The organism is Dorea sp. 210702-DFI.3.125 (genome assembly GCF_020560945.1).
GTDB classification, from domain to species: domain Bacteria; phylum Bacillota; class Clostridia; order Lachnospirales; family Lachnospiraceae; genus Dorea; species Dorea formicigenerans.
Genome location: NZ_JAJCNF010000003.1, coordinates 157891 through 175834 on the forward strand (window position 1 = coordinate 157891; position 17944 = coordinate 175834).

General features: G+C 39.9%; 15 protein-coding genes. 10 read left to right on the forward strand and 5 right to left on the reverse strand.

From position 1 onward, the window contains the following. From LI164_RS02855 to LI164_RS02865, 3 genes are all read right to left on the reverse strand, one after another. The gene (locus LI164_RS02855; protein WP_101629281.1) at positions 1–1956 is read right to left on the reverse strand and encodes a hypothetical protein; all 1956 of its coding nucleotides are present in this window, start codon (positions 1954–1956) and stop codon (positions 1–3) included. Positions 1957–2033: 77 nt separating this feature from the next. Beyond that, complete coding sequence (locus LI164_RS02860) at positions 2034–2351, reverse strand: hypothetical protein (protein WP_227086713.1); 318 nt, start codon at positions 2349–2351, stop codon at positions 2034–2036. 411 nt (positions 2352–2762) lie between these two features. Further along, the gene (locus tag LI164_RS02865; protein WP_101629280.1) at positions 2763–3398 is read right to left on the reverse strand and encodes a helix-turn-helix domain-containing protein; all 636 of its coding nucleotides are present in this window, start codon (positions 3396–3398) and stop codon (positions 2763–2765) included. 497 nt (positions 3399–3895) lie between these two features. On the opposite strand from LI164_RS02865, the gene LI164_RS02870 reads away from it, so the two are divergent. The 6 genes from LI164_RS02870 (at position 3896) to xylB (ending at position 12168) form a co-directional block, all read left to right on the forward strand. Continuing rightward, positions 3896–4945 (forward strand): replication initiation factor domain-containing protein, encoded by a 1050-nt coding sequence (locus LI164_RS02870; protein ID WP_257963366.1) that lies wholly within the window; start codon positions 3896–3898, stop codon positions 4943–4945. A gap of 12 nt (positions 4946–4957) precedes the next feature. After that, positions 4958–5164 carry an excisionase gene (locus LI164_RS02875; protein WP_101629282.1) on the forward strand — a complete coding sequence of 69 codons (207 nt, stop codon included), beginning with the start codon at positions 4958–4960 and terminating at the stop codon, positions 5162–5164. A 77-nt stretch (positions 5165–5241) separates the two neighbouring features. After that, positions 5242–6432, forward strand: a complete 1191-nt coding sequence (locus LI164_RS02880; protein WP_101629279.1) for a site-specific integrase — start codon at positions 5242–5244, stop codon at positions 6430–6432. 355 nt (positions 6433–6787) lie between these two features. Continuing rightward, a complete protein-coding gene (locus LI164_RS02885) occupies positions 6788–7924 on the forward strand; it encodes an exonuclease SbcCD subunit D (protein ID WP_005331944.1) in 1137 nt (378 codons plus the stop codon). After that, positions 7921–10614: an AAA family ATPase gene (locus LI164_RS02890; protein WP_227086714.1), complete on the forward strand. Its 2694-nt coding sequence runs from the start codon at positions 7921–7923 to the stop codon at positions 10612–10614. The genes LI164_RS02885 and LI164_RS02890 overlap by 4 nt, the downstream gene beginning before the upstream one ends. Before the next feature lie 96 nt (positions 10615–10710). Beyond that, positions 10711–12168, forward strand: a complete 1458-nt coding sequence (gene xylB, locus LI164_RS02895) for a xylulokinase (RefSeq protein WP_005331948.1) — start codon at positions 10711–10713, stop codon at positions 12166–12168. Positions 12169–12181: 13 nt separating this feature from the next. Here the strand turns inward: xylB and LI164_RS02900 are convergent, their stop codons facing one another. Further along, positions 12182–12964 carry a Cof-type HAD-IIB family hydrolase gene (locus LI164_RS02900; protein ID WP_005331950.1) on the reverse strand — a complete coding sequence of 261 codons (783 nt, stop codon included), beginning with the start codon at positions 12962–12964 and terminating at the stop codon, positions 12182–12184. A 193-nt stretch (positions 12965–13157) separates the two neighbouring features. Here LI164_RS02900 and rpiB point away from each other — a divergent pair, with 193 nt between their 5' ends. The 3 genes from rpiB (at position 13158) to LI164_RS02915 (ending at position 15367) form a co-directional block, all read left to right on the forward strand. After that, positions 13158–13598 (forward strand): ribose 5-phosphate isomerase B, encoded by a 441-nt coding sequence (gene rpiB / locus LI164_RS02905; protein WP_040015376.1) that lies wholly within the window; start codon positions 13158–13160, stop codon positions 13596–13598. Between the two features lie 272 nt (positions 13599–13870). Next, complete coding sequence (locus tag LI164_RS02910) at positions 13871–14653, forward strand: N-acetylmuramoyl-L-alanine amidase (RefSeq protein WP_040015377.1); 783 nt, start codon at positions 13871–13873, stop codon at positions 14651–14653. A gap of 456 nt (positions 14654–15109) precedes the next feature. Then, complete coding sequence (locus tag LI164_RS02915; protein ID WP_117606421.1) at positions 15110–15367, forward strand: hypothetical protein; 258 nt, start codon at positions 15110–15112, stop codon at positions 15365–15367. A gap of 165 nt (positions 15368–15532) precedes the next feature. On the opposite strand, the gene LI164_RS02920 is transcribed toward LI164_RS02915, so the two are convergent. Continuing rightward, on the reverse strand, positions 15533–16819 hold the full coding sequence (locus LI164_RS02920) for an HlyC/CorC family transporter (protein WP_005331960.1): 1287 nt from the start codon (positions 16817–16819) through the stop codon (positions 15533–15535). Positions 16820–17031: 212 nt separating this feature from the next. On the opposite strand from LI164_RS02920, the gene murB reads away from it, so the two are divergent. Beyond that, positions 17032–17943, forward strand: coding sequence for a UDP-N-acetylmuramate dehydrogenase (gene murB / locus LI164_RS02925; protein ID WP_005331961.1), 912 nt, complete (start codon positions 17032–17034; stop codon positions 17941–17943). The last annotated feature ends 1 nt before the right edge of the window (position 17944 follow it).

Consider the following 17944-nt stretch of genomic DNA (forward strand, 5'->3'; position numbering starts at 1 on the left):
TTATGCCCCCTTTTCAATCTCATATAAAGCGTTTGAGATATAAATTCTATAAAGCAATTCGCAGAATATGTAGTCAATAAGTATAATCGCAAAAAGGCAAGCAAAATAATAATTTATAGCAGTTAATACGCCTGATATAATTATTTCGATTCCCCAAAAAATATACCGATTTTTCAGTGTCCTAAAATGAGAGAATCCTAAAATCTCTTTTGCCGCATATCTCTTTCGATTTACAAAAATGTCCACATAATTTGAAATATACAAAATAAACAGTAAAGACACTATAAAGACAATCGTAAACATAGTGAGTGTTTTAAGAACGAATGTCACATTTTCAAGTTGCATTAAATAAGGTGTAAGTAATGTTCCAGCTGTAACTAATTGCTCTAAATCATATTCTGATAACAAAGAAGAAAAATCTTCTCTTGACTCCATTTGAAAAAATAAACACCTTGTATTTAAAGAATCCAAATAGTAAAGTCCTGCAAAATTGCCCGTATCAACAATGATAACAGGATTAGCCATATCCGAAAAACCATTTTCTGTATTGACTTTTATCGTAGAATCATCGTCTATATAAACAACATTAAATTTATCAATAGTTTTTTCTTCTCCCGGTATTCCATAAAATTGATTGTAATTCATCAATCGGAAATATTCTTGCTTAATATATTCGCTAATAGAATTTTCATCATTCTTATATTTATGTGGAACTAATACTGTTGGTTCACTAAATATATCTTCTCCCAATGGTTTTCCACTGAGCTGGATATTTGAAAATTCATTCAGATAATTTCTATTTGCAATAACAAGCTGTTGTTCATAATAGGGGCGTGATGTCTGCAAACCACCGTCTGTCCTAAAATCACATAGTAGTGAATGGTTATGATTATACATCTCTAATGTTTGTTCAGAATATTTTTCTAATATGTCTGTGTTTGCTAACGCATAATCATACTCCGATGAATTAAAACCATTAGCGGTATAATATCCGTCCAGATACTTATAATCTAAAACAGCTTGTTGGCTTTGTCTAAATGAGTTCCCCTGATTCAGCAATGAAATAATAGTGATAGCGATTATTACCGAAAAAATTATTTTTATAGCCTGAACTACAATATTTGTGCCGCTATTTAAAGTCTTATTTTTTATCATTGCCTCTAAAGAAACAAACTTAATTAAAATACTTGTAATTAAAACACAAAGTATATTTATAGCTAAAACACCAATAAAGAACAGTACACTTGTTGCTAAATAAGAAAAATCATATCTGTTTGTTAATGCGTAATATAAATTTAGCAAGAACAGTAATACTAAACATATTACAGCAAAATATTTTATTACACTGGTAATTTGCTCCTTTAAAATATGTATAGTAGAAAAGCCCATGCTTTTTTTAATACCTATTTTTTTCAAACTATAAGACGTATAAATACAGTATATGATTTGAAGTACAATAAATAAGATTACAAAATTCAGAAGATTCAATTCTAATACCATACTATACGGAATAGCGTCATTTTCAAAGTTATTTATTGCGACGGACAGTTGAGAAGCTATCTCTTTAATTGCGTTAGCTGGTAAATCTGTATAGAATACACCAACACTATCTAAAAAATCTTCCTTTTGCAATTCATGATATTGAAACAAAATAGAGGAAGATATAGGCTGTTTTTGTGTAAACTCATTTAATGGATAGCAATATAAATCATAAACAGATTTATCTGTGGAAGTGAGCGTATTGTTAATGAGTTCTAATTTATTTTGAGAATATTCTTCTGTAAATATTGTATAAAATTTGTCGAGAATTTCTGGCGATGTTTCTTCTAAAACATACCCTTTTAAATTCTCAGTAGCAATGTTATTCTTTTCATAAATGTTGTAAATAGAAGTATTAAAAATATATGCAAAGAGTATGACTTCAAGGAAAATAAAAATCTTTAAAAATTTTTTCATAACATACGCCCCTTTCTTTGAAGAAATGTATAAAATAGGGCGGGACAAATAGCCCCGCCCTAGGTGTTTGAACTATTTTACTTAATATGGATAATAATATAATAAGATGTTTCGTTCGCCCACCAAACTCTCTTTGCATCTTTGTAAGCGTAGTTTGACTTGAATCCACTGGTATATGTATCTCCGCCGACCTTTACAGTTGCCTTTACCATGTAGTTGCGACTAATACCTGCTTTACGCCCAATTTCGGAATATACAATGGTGTCTGTTTGCCCTCCATTGTAGTACAAATCTCCACCCGCTACATCAATAGCCCACGCTGTAAGTGGAGCGCCGACAACCATAACTGCTGCTACAAGACCAACTACTTTCGTTCTCAACTTCTTTGCTCTCATTCGATAAACCTCCTTTCTCTTTTTTACTTTTTGATAGTTTTATGTCACGTACTGTTTTTACTAACCTCAACATGACATATATTTCATTAAATGTCAAGTTATTTTTGTTTCTATTTTATATATGACCTCTTTGTTGCTATCATATTTTGTGCATAATGCACAAAATCAAAGTGCCAATATTAGTGCTTTCCACGATTGTACTTTTACAATGAAAAGACGAAGTACCTGTGATAAATTCATTGCTCTAAAATTATTAGAGAAACTATACAATATAGCTATCCTTTTTTCTCTTGTCTGCCATAAACAGAAAAGAAAAAGCCCTGTCAAGAGCCTGCCACTTCTTTAGAAGTGGTGCTTGCACTCTTGATCTGGGCTTTTTGTTTGCTGTATCTTTTTGCAAGAGGAAAAAGGCTACTCGTCCCCGTTGTCAAAATGGCTGTCCTTTAAGACTTCCCGCAACAGCTCCATATCTTCTTTTGAGTTGGGATTTATCCTCTTTACAACCTGATAAGGTGTACCGTACTTGTGTCCGTCTGTGCTTTCCCCGAACATATCCATGCTGTATAAATCATCATAACGGTCTAATACTTTCTGAAATTTCAAGTGCTGGATAAATGTTTTGATAGGGTAAAGGTCGGACGCTTGTATGTCCTCTCCCTTGATATAGTCTGTGATGTATTTCCGCAACTGCTCCAACTCATACTCTAGCCATTCTTCTTCACTGTCAAAGAAGTTATCATAGTGTCCGTGTTTCAGTTCTGCATTTAGGCGTTCTTCCGTCCGTAAAAACTTGCATACCTCTTTTTCCGCCTGTTGGACAAACTTCCATTCTCCCGACAACAATTCATTCGGTGTTACTTCCAGTACGTCCATTATCTTTTCCAGCGTGTCAAAGGTGGGATAGTTTACCCCTCGTTCAATCTTAGAAAGGCTCTGCATATTGATACCGATGGCGTCCGCAAGCTCCTGCTGTTTCATTTTCCTGTGTTTTCTTATGGTCTGTATGTTCTCCCCTAAAAAATTTATTTTCTTTGTGTCATGCTCCATAACTTCTTATATCTTTTCCTTTCCCGGCTTTTTCGTTCCTTTATAAGCCTATCATACTTATTATAGCCGAAAAAGTCAAGAAAAAGTTCTTGACAAGTAATTCTAACGGCGTTATTCTCATGGAGGATATAGTGATTAAGCACAATGAGGTCAATCACACGCTTGAGTAGGCATAGAAAAGAGTTATTTTCGCTTTGATAGCATGAATAGGCATGGACTATCCGACCGAAAACGGTGTTTCTTCCTGTGCCTGCCCCGTTTAGCCACGAGCCTCCCAAAGGCTCGTGAGCGTTAAGAACGGGGCTGGTGCAGGAAGAAAAGGAACGCCGTAGGCGTTCCGTACAGGGCGTATATGTAACACCGCCCTGCGCATACATGTCATAGTACCTAGAAACTGTGATAAATAAAGGACAAAACACGATTTTTACCCCGCAAAAAAACGGGGAGTACGAAAGGAGTAATGCACTATCGCAACACATGAAAATTTATCCGTCAAGATTGATTACATCAGCATTGTCTTTGATACGGCAACGGCAGAAGATGTGATACGGCACATTTTATGCTTGCCGACCGATATTTTTAATGTCTATCCTGCAACGGTCAAATTTAAGACGTATCAGGCGCGTTGGGAAATCGGAGATATTTATGTATCGGGCGACGCAAAAAAGACAGAGGACAACCCACAAGGGCTGGGCTGTTATCTCGTGATGACAGGCAGGGGGTGTGATGATATTTTCCGTATCCTCGATAACAACGGCTTGACCTTTGGGGATATGTTCGGACGCTGTGAAAGGAGATATGGGGCTGGAAACTACCATTTCACAAGGCTGGACGTTGCCATTGACGACAGGAACGAAACGCCGTTCTTTACCATAGAGCAGATAAAGAAGAAATGTGAAAAAGAGGAATTTATCGCCAACAGTGAGGGCTACCATTTTGACGAGAGCAAGTTTGATGATTTTGACACCGCAAAGACCGTCTATATCGGGGCTGGAAAATCGGGGCTTTCCTACCGCTTTTATGACAAGGACAAGGAAGTGTGCGGCAAATACAACAGGACGCTTGATGAAGTCGGGAGTTGGAAACGGACGGAAATGCAACTGCGTGATGAAAAGGCTCATGCCTTTGCTATGGCATTTCAGGCAAGACCGCTGGAGATTGGGGAACTGGCTTTCGGACTGCTGGCGGACAACCTGCGTTTTGTCGTAGCAAACAGGAATGAGAGCAACAAGAGCAGGTGGAAAACGTGCCGTTTCTGGCAACGCTTTTTAGGGGCTGTGGAACTTTTAAAACTCCATGTACCCACACCGCATAATTCCCTTGAAGAAACGCAACAGTGGCTTACAGAGGGTGGTGTCATATCCGCTGTCAAAGGCTTTTACTTCCTCGAATCCCATGACGCTTTAGGTGGGCTGGAACGTGTCGGGGATATGGTAGATAAGGCAAGGTACAGCACTTCCCTTTCCAGCAAGCTGACCGCCCATTTACAGCGGATAGACAGGACAGAATTGATACCCTACGTCCAGTATGACACAAAGAACAGGTAGGGGGGTGGCATGATGAACGAAAAGATTGATATTCCTGTATGGGAAAAATACACCCTTACCATTGAGGAAGCGTCAAGATACTTCACAATCGGACAGAACAAGCTACGCCGATTGGTAGAAGAAAACCGACACGGCGACTGGTATGTGATGAACGGCAACCGTATCTTGATTAAGAAAAAACAGTTTGAGAAATTTATGGATAAAACAGACGCAATCTAATGCAAAAGAGCCTTGTATGTGATATTATTTCAGTAAGTCATATCAAGGCTCTTTCTTACGAAAGGAGCAGATAAGAAATGTCGGAAAAAAGACGGGACAGTAAAGGTCGCCTCTTAAAGACAGGAGAGAGCCAGCGAGCAGACGGAAGATACTTATACAAATATGTGGACAAGGCAGGAAAGACAAGGTATGCCTATTCATGGAAACTTGTGCCGACAGACCTCGTACCTAAAGGCAAGAGGGACGGGAAATCCCTAAGGGAATTAGAAACGGAGATACAAAGGGATTTACAGGACGGTATCGACACAACAGGCGGAAAAATGACGCTGTGCCAGCTATACGCCAAACAGAACGCCCAGAGAGCCAACGTAAAGGAAAGCACAAGACAGGGCAGGAAAAAGCTCATGCGGACATTAGAGGGCGATATACTGGGGGCTAGGAGCATTGACAGCATACGCCTTTCAGACGCTAAGGAATGGGCGTTACGCATGAAAGACAAGGGCTATGCTTATCAGACCATAAGCAATTATAAACGCTCGTTAAATGCGTCATTCCGCATTGCCATAGCGGACGACCTCGTGAGGAAGAACCCCTTTGATTTCAAGCTGAATGAGGTCATAGAGGACGACAGGACACCACGGCAGGCATTGACCGAGGAACAGGAAGAAAGGCTCTTGTCCTTTGCCAGCAGGGACAGGGTATATAAAAAGTATTATGACGCAATCGTAATACTGTTAAAGACAGGGCTTCGTATCTCGGAACTGTGCGGACTGACAAGGCAGGATATAGACTTTGAAAACGGCGTTATCCATGTAGACCACCAGCTATTATCCAGCAAGGAAACGGGCTATTATATCGAAACACCAAAGACAAAAAGCGGTGTGCGTGATGTTCCCATGAGTGAGGAAGTGAAACAGGCATTTGAGCGTGTCATGGCAAACAAGGCAAAGGCAGAGCCGACAGAGATAGACGGGTACAGTGGTTTCCTCTTTCTGAACGGGAAAGGCTTTCCTATGACGAATGCCTATTATACTTCTACTTTCGCTAATCTGAGAAAGAAATATAACAAGAGCCATGAGGACAGCTTACCAAAGATAACGCCCCATATCCTGCGTCATACGTTCTGTACCAGACTTGCGAACAGGAACATGAACCCTAAGAGTTTACAGTATATCATGGGACACGCAAACATCAGTATCACGCTGAACCTGTACGCCCATGCGTCCATAGAGAACGTCAAGGCAGAATTAAGAAGCATGATAGCTTAAAGTTTTACCACGATATTTACCACGATTGACCGTGAGAAAACGTGATGAAACGTAGCTGTTTGGAAGTATCAGCCGAAAAGAGAAATGCCCGTAAAGCTGATAAAATAAGGCTTTGCGGACATTTAAGAAGATATGAAAAGATAATCAAAAATTTATATTAAGTTTAAGATGAAAAATTAAGATGAAAATCACATATGATATATGCCCCAGAGTTTTAGGACTCTGGGGTTTTGTATTTATTACACAGGAAAGATTTTGAGTGATATAGTCAGGAGAGAGAATGGTTGATTACAGAAAAAAACATCGATATAATAAAAGCACATGAGATTAAAAATAAGAATGAGGTGTGGCTGCCATGAAATTTATACATATATCGGACTTGCATCTGGGAAAACGTGTGAATGAGTTTTCGATGCTGGAAGATCAAAGAGATATTTTGAAGAAAATACTTACTGTCGTTGATGAAGAAAAGCCGGAGGCAGTTTTCATTGCTGGAGACGTCTACGATAAATCAATACCGCCTATAGAGGCAATCCAGTTATTTGATGATTTTTTGTGTCAGTTATCAAGAAAAAAAGTGCAGACATTCATAATTAGTGGTAATCATGACAGCGCGGAGAGAATTGCATTTGGTGGTCGATTGATGAGAGAAAGTGGTGTGTATGTTGCACCGGCATATTCTGGAAATACAGATTCGATTGTACTGACAGATGAATGGGGACCGGTTAATATTTATTTGTTACCATTTGTAAAGCCAGTAAACGTAAAGCATTTTTTTGAAGAGGAACAGGTGGAAAACTATACAGATGCTTTGCGCGTTGCAGTGGAGCAGATGAAAGTAAATCCGGATGAAAGAAATGTAATCGTGACACATCAGTTTGTAACTGGGGCGAAGAGAAGTGAGTCGGAAGAGATTTCTGTGGGGGGAACAGATAATGTAGATGTAAATGTATTCGAAAATTTTGATTATGTAGCACTGGGCCATATTCACGGACCGCAGAAGATTAGCAGAGAGACAGTGCGATATTGTGGAACTCCGTTAAAATATTCCTTTTCGGAGATTCACCACAAAAAGTCTGTGACAATCGTAGAAATGAAACAAAAGGGAAATGTAGTTATTCGAACAAAAGAATTGAATCCTTTACATGACTGGTATGAGATAAAAGGAAGCTATATGGAAGTGGCGGAAAAATCTTATTATGACAGTCTGGACAGAAATTGTTATATGCATATTACATTGACAGATGAAGAAGATATACCAGACGCGGTACGGAAATTACAAGTCATTTATCCGAATCTTATGAAATTGGATTATGACAATCAAAGGACGCGTGGAAGGAAATCATTTGCGGATGTGCAGGAAGTAGAAGAAAAAACACCGTTTGATATATTTGAAGATTTATATGAAAAACAGAATAATCAGGAAATGAATGAAGAACAGAAGCAATTGATTCATTCGTTAATTGAAAAAATCTGGGAGGATAAGAATTGAGACCGAAAAAATTAAAACTATCTGCATTTGGACCGTATGCAGGTTGCGAGGAACTGGATATGGAAAGGCTTGGAACAGGTGGATTGTATTTGATTACCGGAGATACAGGAGCAGGTAAAACGACAATTTTTGATGGTATTGTCTATGCATTATATGGTGCGGCCAGTGGTGAGAATCGGGAACCGGCAATGCTTCGGTCAAAATATGCAGATGCGCAGGTTCCGACAGAGGTAGAACTTCTTTTTGAAAATGGGGGGCAGGAATATAAAGTCCGGAGAAATCCGGAGTATGAACGGCCGGCAAAAAAAGGTGGAGGAATGACACTTCAGAGGTCAGAGGTCGAATTGACATATCCGGATGGCCGTGTAGTTACAAAACAAAAAGAAGTGAATAAAGCAATTATTGAAATTTTAGGTCTGAATCGAAATCAGTTTCTTCAAATCGCGATGATTGCACAGGGAGATTTTCAAAAATTATTACTGGCAGATACAAAAGAAAGACAGGGAATTTTCCGGGAGATTTTTAAGACAGGCGGTTATCAGATTTTACAGGAAAAATTGAAAGCGGAATCAGGTAAACTTTCGGATGAGCTGGAATTTGCAAGAAGAAGCGTAAATCAATATTTAGAAGGAGTGTTGGGAAAAGAAGAGATCAACTTTGCAAAACTTCCTATGGAAGAAGCAATTGCTGCGATAAAAGAATTGATAGGATTAGATCAGGAAGAAGCGGAAAATATAAATTGCAAGCTTCAGAATCTACAAAAAGAGTTGGAGCAGATACAAGAGCATTTACAAAAAGCGCAGACGAGAGAGCAGACGATTCGTACGCTTGAATTGGCTGAAGCTGATTATATAAAGGTGCAGGAACAAGGTGAAAAAATTCAACAGGAGTGGGAAGGACAAAAGAAAAAGCAGGAAAATAGAGAGGAGCTGGAAGTAAAAATTGCTCAAATTCAGACACAGATATCGATTTATCAAGAACTAGAAGAAAAGAAAAAGAGAATAATAGAAAGAAAAAAATTTCTAAAAGAGGAGAAAGAAAGGTTACAAACGCAGGACATTGAAAGAGAAGAGTTACAAAAGCGTCTGAAGGATGATGAAAGTGAGAAAATACAATTGGAAAATGAGCCGGAACGGAAAACGGAATTACTGTTTCGAAAGGAAAAATTAGATTCTGAAAAAGAAGAACTAAAACAGGTTGTGGAAAATACAAAGAAGTATCATTTACTTTGTGGAAAGCTTTCCGAGATTCAGGAGCAGTATGTGGATAAAGCTCAGATTGCAAAGGAAAGAAAGACAGAGTATGATCTCGCATATCAGACATTTTTAGATGGACAGGCAGGGGTGCTGGCAAAGCATTTAAAAGAAGGAGAAGCGTGCCCAGTGTGCGGCTCCAAAGAGCATCCTAAGAAAGCTTGTGGTACGGAATATATCCCGTCACAGAAGGAACTGGAAGAAGTTAAGCGAAAATGGGAACAGGCAAGGAATCAGATGGAGGCTTCCAGCCAGGAGGCGGCTGAACTATTGGGAAAAGTAAATGCTCAAAAAGAACGGGCGGCGGATCAGAAGCAGATTGAGGAGCAAGAAAAAAGACTCACAGATGAAGAATACAAACTTCAAGAACAAATGAAAAGTAATAAGAAAAAGGTTGAAAGATATCAATTACTCCAAAATCAGATTCAGAAGATACAAGAGCAGATTACTACGAAACGTGAGGAACGAGAAAAAATATCTGGTCAGATTGCAGCTTTAAAAGCAGAGATAGATATGGAAAACAAACAGTTTGAAGAGCAACAGCAGAATCTTAGGTATGAAGACTGGAAACAGGCTGAGATAGAACTTCAGAACCTGCAGACAGTGAAAAGAAACAGCCGGGCGGAATATGAAGCAGCTCAGAAAAATCTGCAAAAATGGAATGGCGATATGCGAAAGCTAGAAGGGAAACTGGAGCAATGCAACAAGCAGCTTGAGAATCTCGGAGAATTTTTTGTGGAGCGCGAACAGGAAAAAAAGACAACATTAGTGGAACAAAGAGCTGATTATGAAAGAATGTTAAAAGAGCTTCAATTACGACTGGCGACAAATCAAAAAGCTCTTTTGAATATTGAACAGAAGTCGAAAGATATCATAGTTTTGGAACAAAAATGGGCGCTGGTGAAAGCACTGTCAAATACGGCAAATGGAAACATTTCCGGGAAAGAAAAGATCATGCTGGAAACTTATGTTCAGATGGCGTACTTTGAACGGATTTTACAGCGGGCAAACGTAAGATTTATGGTTATGTCGGAGGGACAATATGAACTCGCAAGAAGTGTTGTGGCTGGAAATAATCGAAGCCAGAGTGGTCTGGAACTAGATGTCATTGATCATTATAATGGCACAAGACGAAGCGTTAAGACATTGTCTGGAGGAGAGTCTTTCAAAGCTTCGCTTTCATTAGCGCTAGGGCTTTCGGATGAAGTTCAGTCAAGAGCCGGAGGAATCCGTCTAGATACGATGTTTGTGGACGAAGGTTTTGGCTCGTTGGACGAAGAATCACTGGAGCAGGCAATAAAAGCGCTGGCTGGATTGACGGAAGGCAATAAACTTGTTGGAATTATTTCTCATGTAGGAGAATTGAAGGAAAGAATTGACAGACAAATTATAGTGACAAAGGAAAAAGCCGGAGGAAGTCGGGCGGAGATTATTTGAAAGGAAATTGCTCAATCGTTTTGCAAAGAAAGAAGGTTGTTTGGTTCTATAAATTGAGGTAAGATAGATGTAACAACATGCGAGGGAGGCAAAGTGATGTTATATATTGGCGTTGATCTTGGAACTTCAGCGGTAAAATTGTTAATGATGGATGAAAACGGCAATATTCAGAAAATTGTATCAAAAGAATATCCATTATATTTTCCATACCCGGGCTGGTCAGAACAGAATCCACAGGATTGGTTTGCGCAGTCAATGGAAGGAATAAAAGAACTGACATCTGAATGCGATAAGAGTCAGGTGGCTGGCATCAGTTTTGGCGGACAGATGCATGGGCTGGTAGCACTGGATAAAGACGATCAGGTAATTCGTCCGGCAATTTTATGGAATGACGGAAGAACTGCAAAAGAGACTGACTATTTGAATCAGGTCATCGGAAAGGATAAATTATCCGAGTATACAGCGAATATTGCATTTGCAGGCTTTACAGCGCCAAAGATTCTCTGGATGAAGGAAAATGAACCGGAAAATTATAAAAAAATCGCAAAGATTATGCTGCCAAAAGATTATCTGGCTTACCGGCTTTCAGGTTCGTTTTGTACAGATATGTCAGATGCTTCGGGAATGCTTCTCATGGATGTGGAAAACAGATGTTGGTCAAAAGAAATGTTAGATATATGTGGTATTACAGAAGAACAGTTGCCAAAATTGCATGAAAGTTACGAAGTAGTAGGAACTTTACGGCCGGAAATCGCAGAAGAACTGAGATTTTCAGAAAATGTAAAGGTAATCGCAGGTGCTGGAGACAACGCAGCAGCGGCAGTCGGCACAGGAACGGTCGGAAACGGAAGATGTAACATTTCCCTTGGAACATCAGGAACAATCTTTATCTCCAGTGAAAAATTCGGAGTAGATAAGCATAATGCCCTTCATTCATTTGCGCACGCAGACGGACACTATCATTTGATGGGCTGTATGCTGAGCGCGGCGTCCTGTAATAAGTGGTGGAATGAAGAAATTCTCGGAACAAAAGATTATGCCGCAGAGCAGACGGACATAAAAAATCTTGGAGAAAACAGAGTTTTTTATCTTCCATATCTGATGGGAGAACGATCTCCACATAATGACCCAGACGCGAGAGCCATGTTTATCGGTATGTCCATGGACACAACAAGGGCAGACATGACACAGGCAGTGTTGGAAGGCGTAGCATTTGGGCTTCGCGATTCTCTGGAAGTGGCAAGAAGTCTTGGTATTCAGATTGACCGGACAAAGATCTGCGGTGGTGGTGTAAAAAGCCCACTGTGGAGAAAAATTATTGCAAATGTCATGAACTTAAAAGTAGATGTGATTGAAAGCGAAGAAGGTCCGGCACTTGGCGGTGCAATGCTGGCAGCAGTTGGATGTGGAGAATATCCAGATGTAGAAACGATTGCCGAAAAGCTTGTAAAAGTTGTGGATACAATTGAACCGGAACCAGAACTTGTAGCGAAATACGAAGAACGGTATCAGCAGTTCAGAAAATTGTATCCGGCAGTGAAAGGGTTGTTCTAGATAAATTCATTGTTTATAGTGTTTGAAGAAATTCCCGCAACGTTTTCTCGACAGAATCTGTCGTATGTGTTGCGTAATCAGCAACGCCGGTGGCAGCAGTCGTCATGGCATAGCTTGTGTTGGACAGCTGCAACATTTCCAGATCATTGTACTGATCTCCGAATGTGATACCATTCTTTGGATCCATGCCAAGGGAAGATACGATATTGGAAAGAGCAGAACCCTTGTTGGCATTCGGTGCAATGAAATCAATCCAGATATTTCCAGAGGTCACAATCTTGATCCGATCAGCGAAACGCTCTTGAAAATAGGCGCGAAGACGTTTTTCAGTTCCGTCAAAATCACATACGGCGATTTTGATAAAAGGTTCTTTGATATCACGTACATTTTGGACAACGTCCATGTCATAACCAACATCGTTACGGATATGATCGATGTAGTCAGAATCTTGTGAGTCGGTATATCCGGTTCGGGCTGTAGAAATTAAAGTGTGGCAATGACCATATTCTTTTGCAGCGTCTGCGATTTCGTAGATAAGACCAGTATCAATATGTCCTAATGAGACGATCTTGCCATCATGTACACACATAGATCCATTTTCTGCAACATAGGAGATATCATCCTTCACAGGGGCGAATAGACGTTGGAGATTTTTGTACTGGCGGCCGCTGGCTGCAATAAAATGTATCCCATGTTCTTTTAGCTGGCGGATAATGTCAAACAATTCTGGATTCAGAGTGGTTGCGTGACCATGAAGTAAAGTTCCGTCTACATCGCTGGCAATATATTGTATCATAATAGTTCCTTTCTTTCTGAGCTGTAAGATGATTAAAGTCAAGCACTTGCTTAAAAGTAAGCTTGTGTAAAAAATCTTATGTTATCTTTCTGTATTAATTGATGTACCTGTGTTGATAATAGAAATCTTATCTATTATAATATAAAAAGGCGTCAAAGAAAAGACGACAATGAAAAGAGGAGGCTATAACGTCATGAAAATCGGAATTGGTAATGATCATGCAGCAGTAGACATGAAGAATCAGGTAGTAGAGTACCTGGAAGGAAAAGGATATGAAGTTGTGAACTTTGGTACAGATACATATGAGAGCTGTAATTATCCAGAGTACGGCGAGAAAGTTGGACGAGCTGTTGCAGCAGGAGATGTAGATCTTGGTATCCTGATCTGTGGTACAGGAGTTGGAATCTCTTTGGCAGCAAATAAAGTAAAAGGTGTTCGTGCAGTTGTTTGCTCAGAGCCATATTCTGCAAAACTTTCCAGACAGCATAACAATACCAATATTCTGGCATTCGGTGCCCGTGTAATCGGAATTGAGCTTGCAAAGATGATCATCGATGAGTGGTTAAATGCAGAATTCGAAGGCGGAAGACACCAGACCAGAGTAGATATGATTACAGCAATTGAGAATAAATAAGCAAAAAATAATCAGTAAAAATAATCAGTAAACAAAACTGTTGCTTTGTGAAGGATAATCTGACGAAGCAGCAGTTTTTTTGTTGCCAAGCATGCGACAAAAAGGTCCGGTGGACCTTTTTTAGCGCTATAAAAGTATTCGAAGGAAATTGCTAGTGAAAGTTTATCTGTGCAGAAATTTTTTTGGAAATCTGTACATTTCCACATTTTAGAAAAATCACCTATCTGATTTTTGAGTCATACTATAATATAAAAAGATTTTGAGGAATAAATATGCCATATTCTATGATGTTAGATAGTGGTCACGGGGGAAGTGATCCTGGAGCAGTTTATCGGGGGCGCCGTGAAAAAGATGATACATTAAGGCTGACGCTTACAGTGGGAGAGATTCTTCAGGAAAATGGAATTGAGGTACTTTACACCAGGACAACAGATGTGTATTTGTCCCCATATGAGCGGGCGGTAGAGGCAAATCAGGCAGGAGTGGATTTTTTCCTGTCGATCCATCGAAACTCTTATCCGACAGATAATGAAGTAATGGGAGTGGAAAGTCTGATCTATGATTTGTCTGGACTTAAATATCAGATGGCGCAGGAAATCAATGAACAATTGGAGACGGTGGGGTTTGTAGATCTGGGGGTGAAAGCAAGACCGAATCTTGTAGTGTTGAAGCGGACACGGATGCCAGCTGTACTTGTAGAGGCTGGATTTATCAATTCAGATACGGATAATGAATTATTTGATTCTAATTTTCAGGATATTGCACAGGCAATTGCAACAGGAGTCCTGGATACATTGGAAAATGCCGGAGTTCTGAAAGAACCGGAAACGCTGGTGGAACAGACGAAGTACCGTATTCAGGTCGGACTGTTCCGGAACCGGAACAATGCAGCGAGGCAGCAGGAAACACTGGAAGACCGTGGATTTCCGGCATATATAGATCAATGGAAACAATATTACCGGGTGATTTCCGGAGAATATGATATGCTGGACGAAGCAGTGGCGGCACAGAGAAGACTTAAGAGAGCCGGATTTGAGACGCTCTTGATACAATAATCATTCAGGTACTCGCTTTGAGCCAACGCCCAGACTAAAATTGTTCAGGTGCTCATTCAGAGCCAGCCTCCCAACTAAAATTATTCAGATACTCGCCCAGAGCCCAACGTCCCAACTAAAAAGCAGTTGTGATGTGTGGCGTATCCGCCAGATAGAATTTTAAAAACAACTTTAAAAATGTAATTATTTTACAGTTGTTTTATAAAATTCTGCCTGGCTCTGAACGAGTACATTTTACAAAGATTTAGCATTTCTCTGTAAACTGATTTAACATGCAGTTCCTATAATGTACATGAAGAAAAGAAAGAGATGGTGCGGACCACATGAAGATGTGAGAGCATCTAAGATATCAGAGGTGCGCAGTAGAAGTATGTCATGCAATTGCATGACGTGCACCTCGCAGCAAGAATGCCGAGGCATTCTTGAAAGTTGTTTCATATGCAGGGAGGAATGAATATGAGATTTTTATGGGAAATGACAGGAAAAATATTTGGAGCGGAAACACAGGACGGAACATTTTTATCAGCAAATGTATTGCTGTGGAGTGTTACAACATTTATAGTTGGAATGTTCTTCTGCACGGCAATCGGAAAAATTGCATTGATTGACTGTATAGCAAATGTAATGTGTGTTGCTGTTTATGCCGGAGTGATCGGCGGAGTGATCGGTGGATTTTTATTCCTGATACACAGACATAACGGGAAACAGTTATAAGAGTTAAAAATTATAGAGGCTTAATAGAAGATATTTTGAATTACATTAAATGCTATAAAGAAAAGGCATGTTCTGAAATGAATTTTTAAGAACTTGCCTTTTCTTTTTAATTATTATGCATCTACAAAAACTGTTCGGAACAGAATTTGTAGATATGTTTACTTATTATTCATCAAAATCCTCATCGGACGCTGTCTTCTCCGGCAGGTATACATGAACCTGTTCAATCCGATTCTTATCCAAAGATTCGACAACTAGACGGATACCGTCTTCCGTTGTAATAGAATCTCCAAGTTCCGGAAGCCGGTCCAGATGCTCGATGATAAATCCACCGAGGGAATCATATTCTTCGGATTCCAGATTCAGTTCCAGACGGTCATTGAAGTCGTCCAGATTGACAGAGCCTTCTACCAGATATTCTTTGTCAGAAATTTTGTGAACAAAATCTTCTTCATTCTCGTCATATTCGTCATGAATTTCACCGACAATTTCTTCCAAGATATCTTCCAGTGTGATCAAACCGGAAGTTTCACCATATTCATCCAGAACAATTGCAATATTAAAGGATGCCTGACGCATCTCCACAAGAAGTTCGGAAATATTCTTATACTCATAAGTAAAATAAGCTTCTCGCATAATATCCCGGATATGGAATTCTTTTGTGTTTCCGTAATCGTAAAGCAACAAGTCCTTCATGTTAATTGTACCGATCACATTGTCGGTCGTATCTTCATAAATCGGCAGCCTTGTGAATTTATCTTCACGGAAAATGTCAATCAGCTCTTCATATGTGCAGTTTACATCTGCAAATGTTACGTGAACGCGGGGAACCATAACATCTTTTGCTTTTGCATCCCCGAGATCTACCACATTGTAAATCATTTCTTTCTCTTCAGATTCGATAACTCCGTCTTCATGGCTGACATTTACAATTGTACGAAGCTCGTTCTCGGTCATGGCGCGTTTGTGGTCGTTCGGATCTACACGTAAGATGAAAAGAACAACGTTGGTCAGACCATTGATAATGAAGATGAACGGTGTCATGATCTTCATAAATATATGGATGATTTGTGCGTATGCCAGAGATACTTTCTCGGCGTGGATAGTAGCCATTGTCTTCGGTGTAATCTCACCGAAAAGCAGAATCGCTACAGTTAAAATTCCGTTAGCGATTGCGACCAAGGAGCCTCCGAGACTGTAAGCCAGGGTTGTGGTCAGTGATGCAGCAGAAAGGTTCACGATGTTATTACCGATTAGTATAGCGGTCAGCATCTTTGAAGAATCATCCGTAATCTTTAATACAATTTTTGCGTTTTTGTTGCCTTCATCGGCAAGGTTGCGGATTCGAATTCGGTTTACTGTTGTAAGTGCAGTCTCCGCAGAAGAAAAGAAAGCAGATAGTGCTAACAGTACAATCAGTACAATAAATAGTATAGTATCATTCGAGTCCAATGATAAATCACTCCTTTTTGATAATTGTGTAATTAAGAGTAATATACAGCATTTACGGAGATTTTGCAAGAAGAAAGGAAGTATCGGAGAACGTAAATGAGACAAGATGCCTAAAGTGTATCGGTAAACATTGAACTTGTGGCTTTTTTATTGTATGATAAGAATATTCTTTGCGGTGCTTAGAATAACTTTCAGTATAGGAGCAGATTTTTATGAATCAGAACTTTTATGATAAATTGAACAATGTGATAGCAAAGGATAGCATTTTGATCGATGAGCCGATGAGCCGTCACACTACATTTCGTGTGGGCGGACCGGCAGATTTTTTCGTGACACCAAAGGCGAAGGAAGAAGTAAGAGATGTGATCCGTATCTGTAAAGAAGCAGGAATGCCGTATTATATTATAGGAAATGGAAGTAATCTTCTTGTGTCTGATGCAGGATACCGCGGTGTGATCGTTCAGATTTATAAGGAAATGAATGAAGTGAAGGTAGAAGGTGATCTTGTAAAGGCACAGGCTGGAGCATTGCTTTCAGGAATCGCGGCTAAAGCGCTGGGGGCAGAGCTTTCAGGTTTTGAATTTGCTTCTGGAATTCCGGGGACAATCGGAGGTGCCTGTGTGATGAATGCAGGAGCCTACGGCGGAGAGATGAAGGATGTACTGGAATTTGTGACAGTGCTTACAGGTGAAGGTAAGATTATAGAACTGGGCCGTAATGAACTGGAGCTTGGATACCGCACTAGTGTGATTGCGAAGAAAGGTTATATTGTGCTTGGGGCGGTGTTGAAGCTTGAGCGCGGAGACGGAGAGAAGATCAAAACTTATATGGATGAGCTGAAGGAGAAGCGTGTGACGAAACAGCCGTTGGAATATCCAAGTGCCGGAAGTACGTTTAAGCGTCCGGAAGGATATTTTGCAGGAAAACTGATTGAGGATGCCGGACTTCGGGGATTTCAGGTCGGAGGAGCACAGGTGTCCGAAAAGCACTGTGGTTTTGTGATCAACCGGGATCATGCGACGGCAGCAGATATTATGGAACTGATGAGACAGGTACAGATCCGTGTGAAGGAGAATTCCGGCGTGGATCTGGAACCGGAAGTGAAGAGATTAGGGGACGAATAAG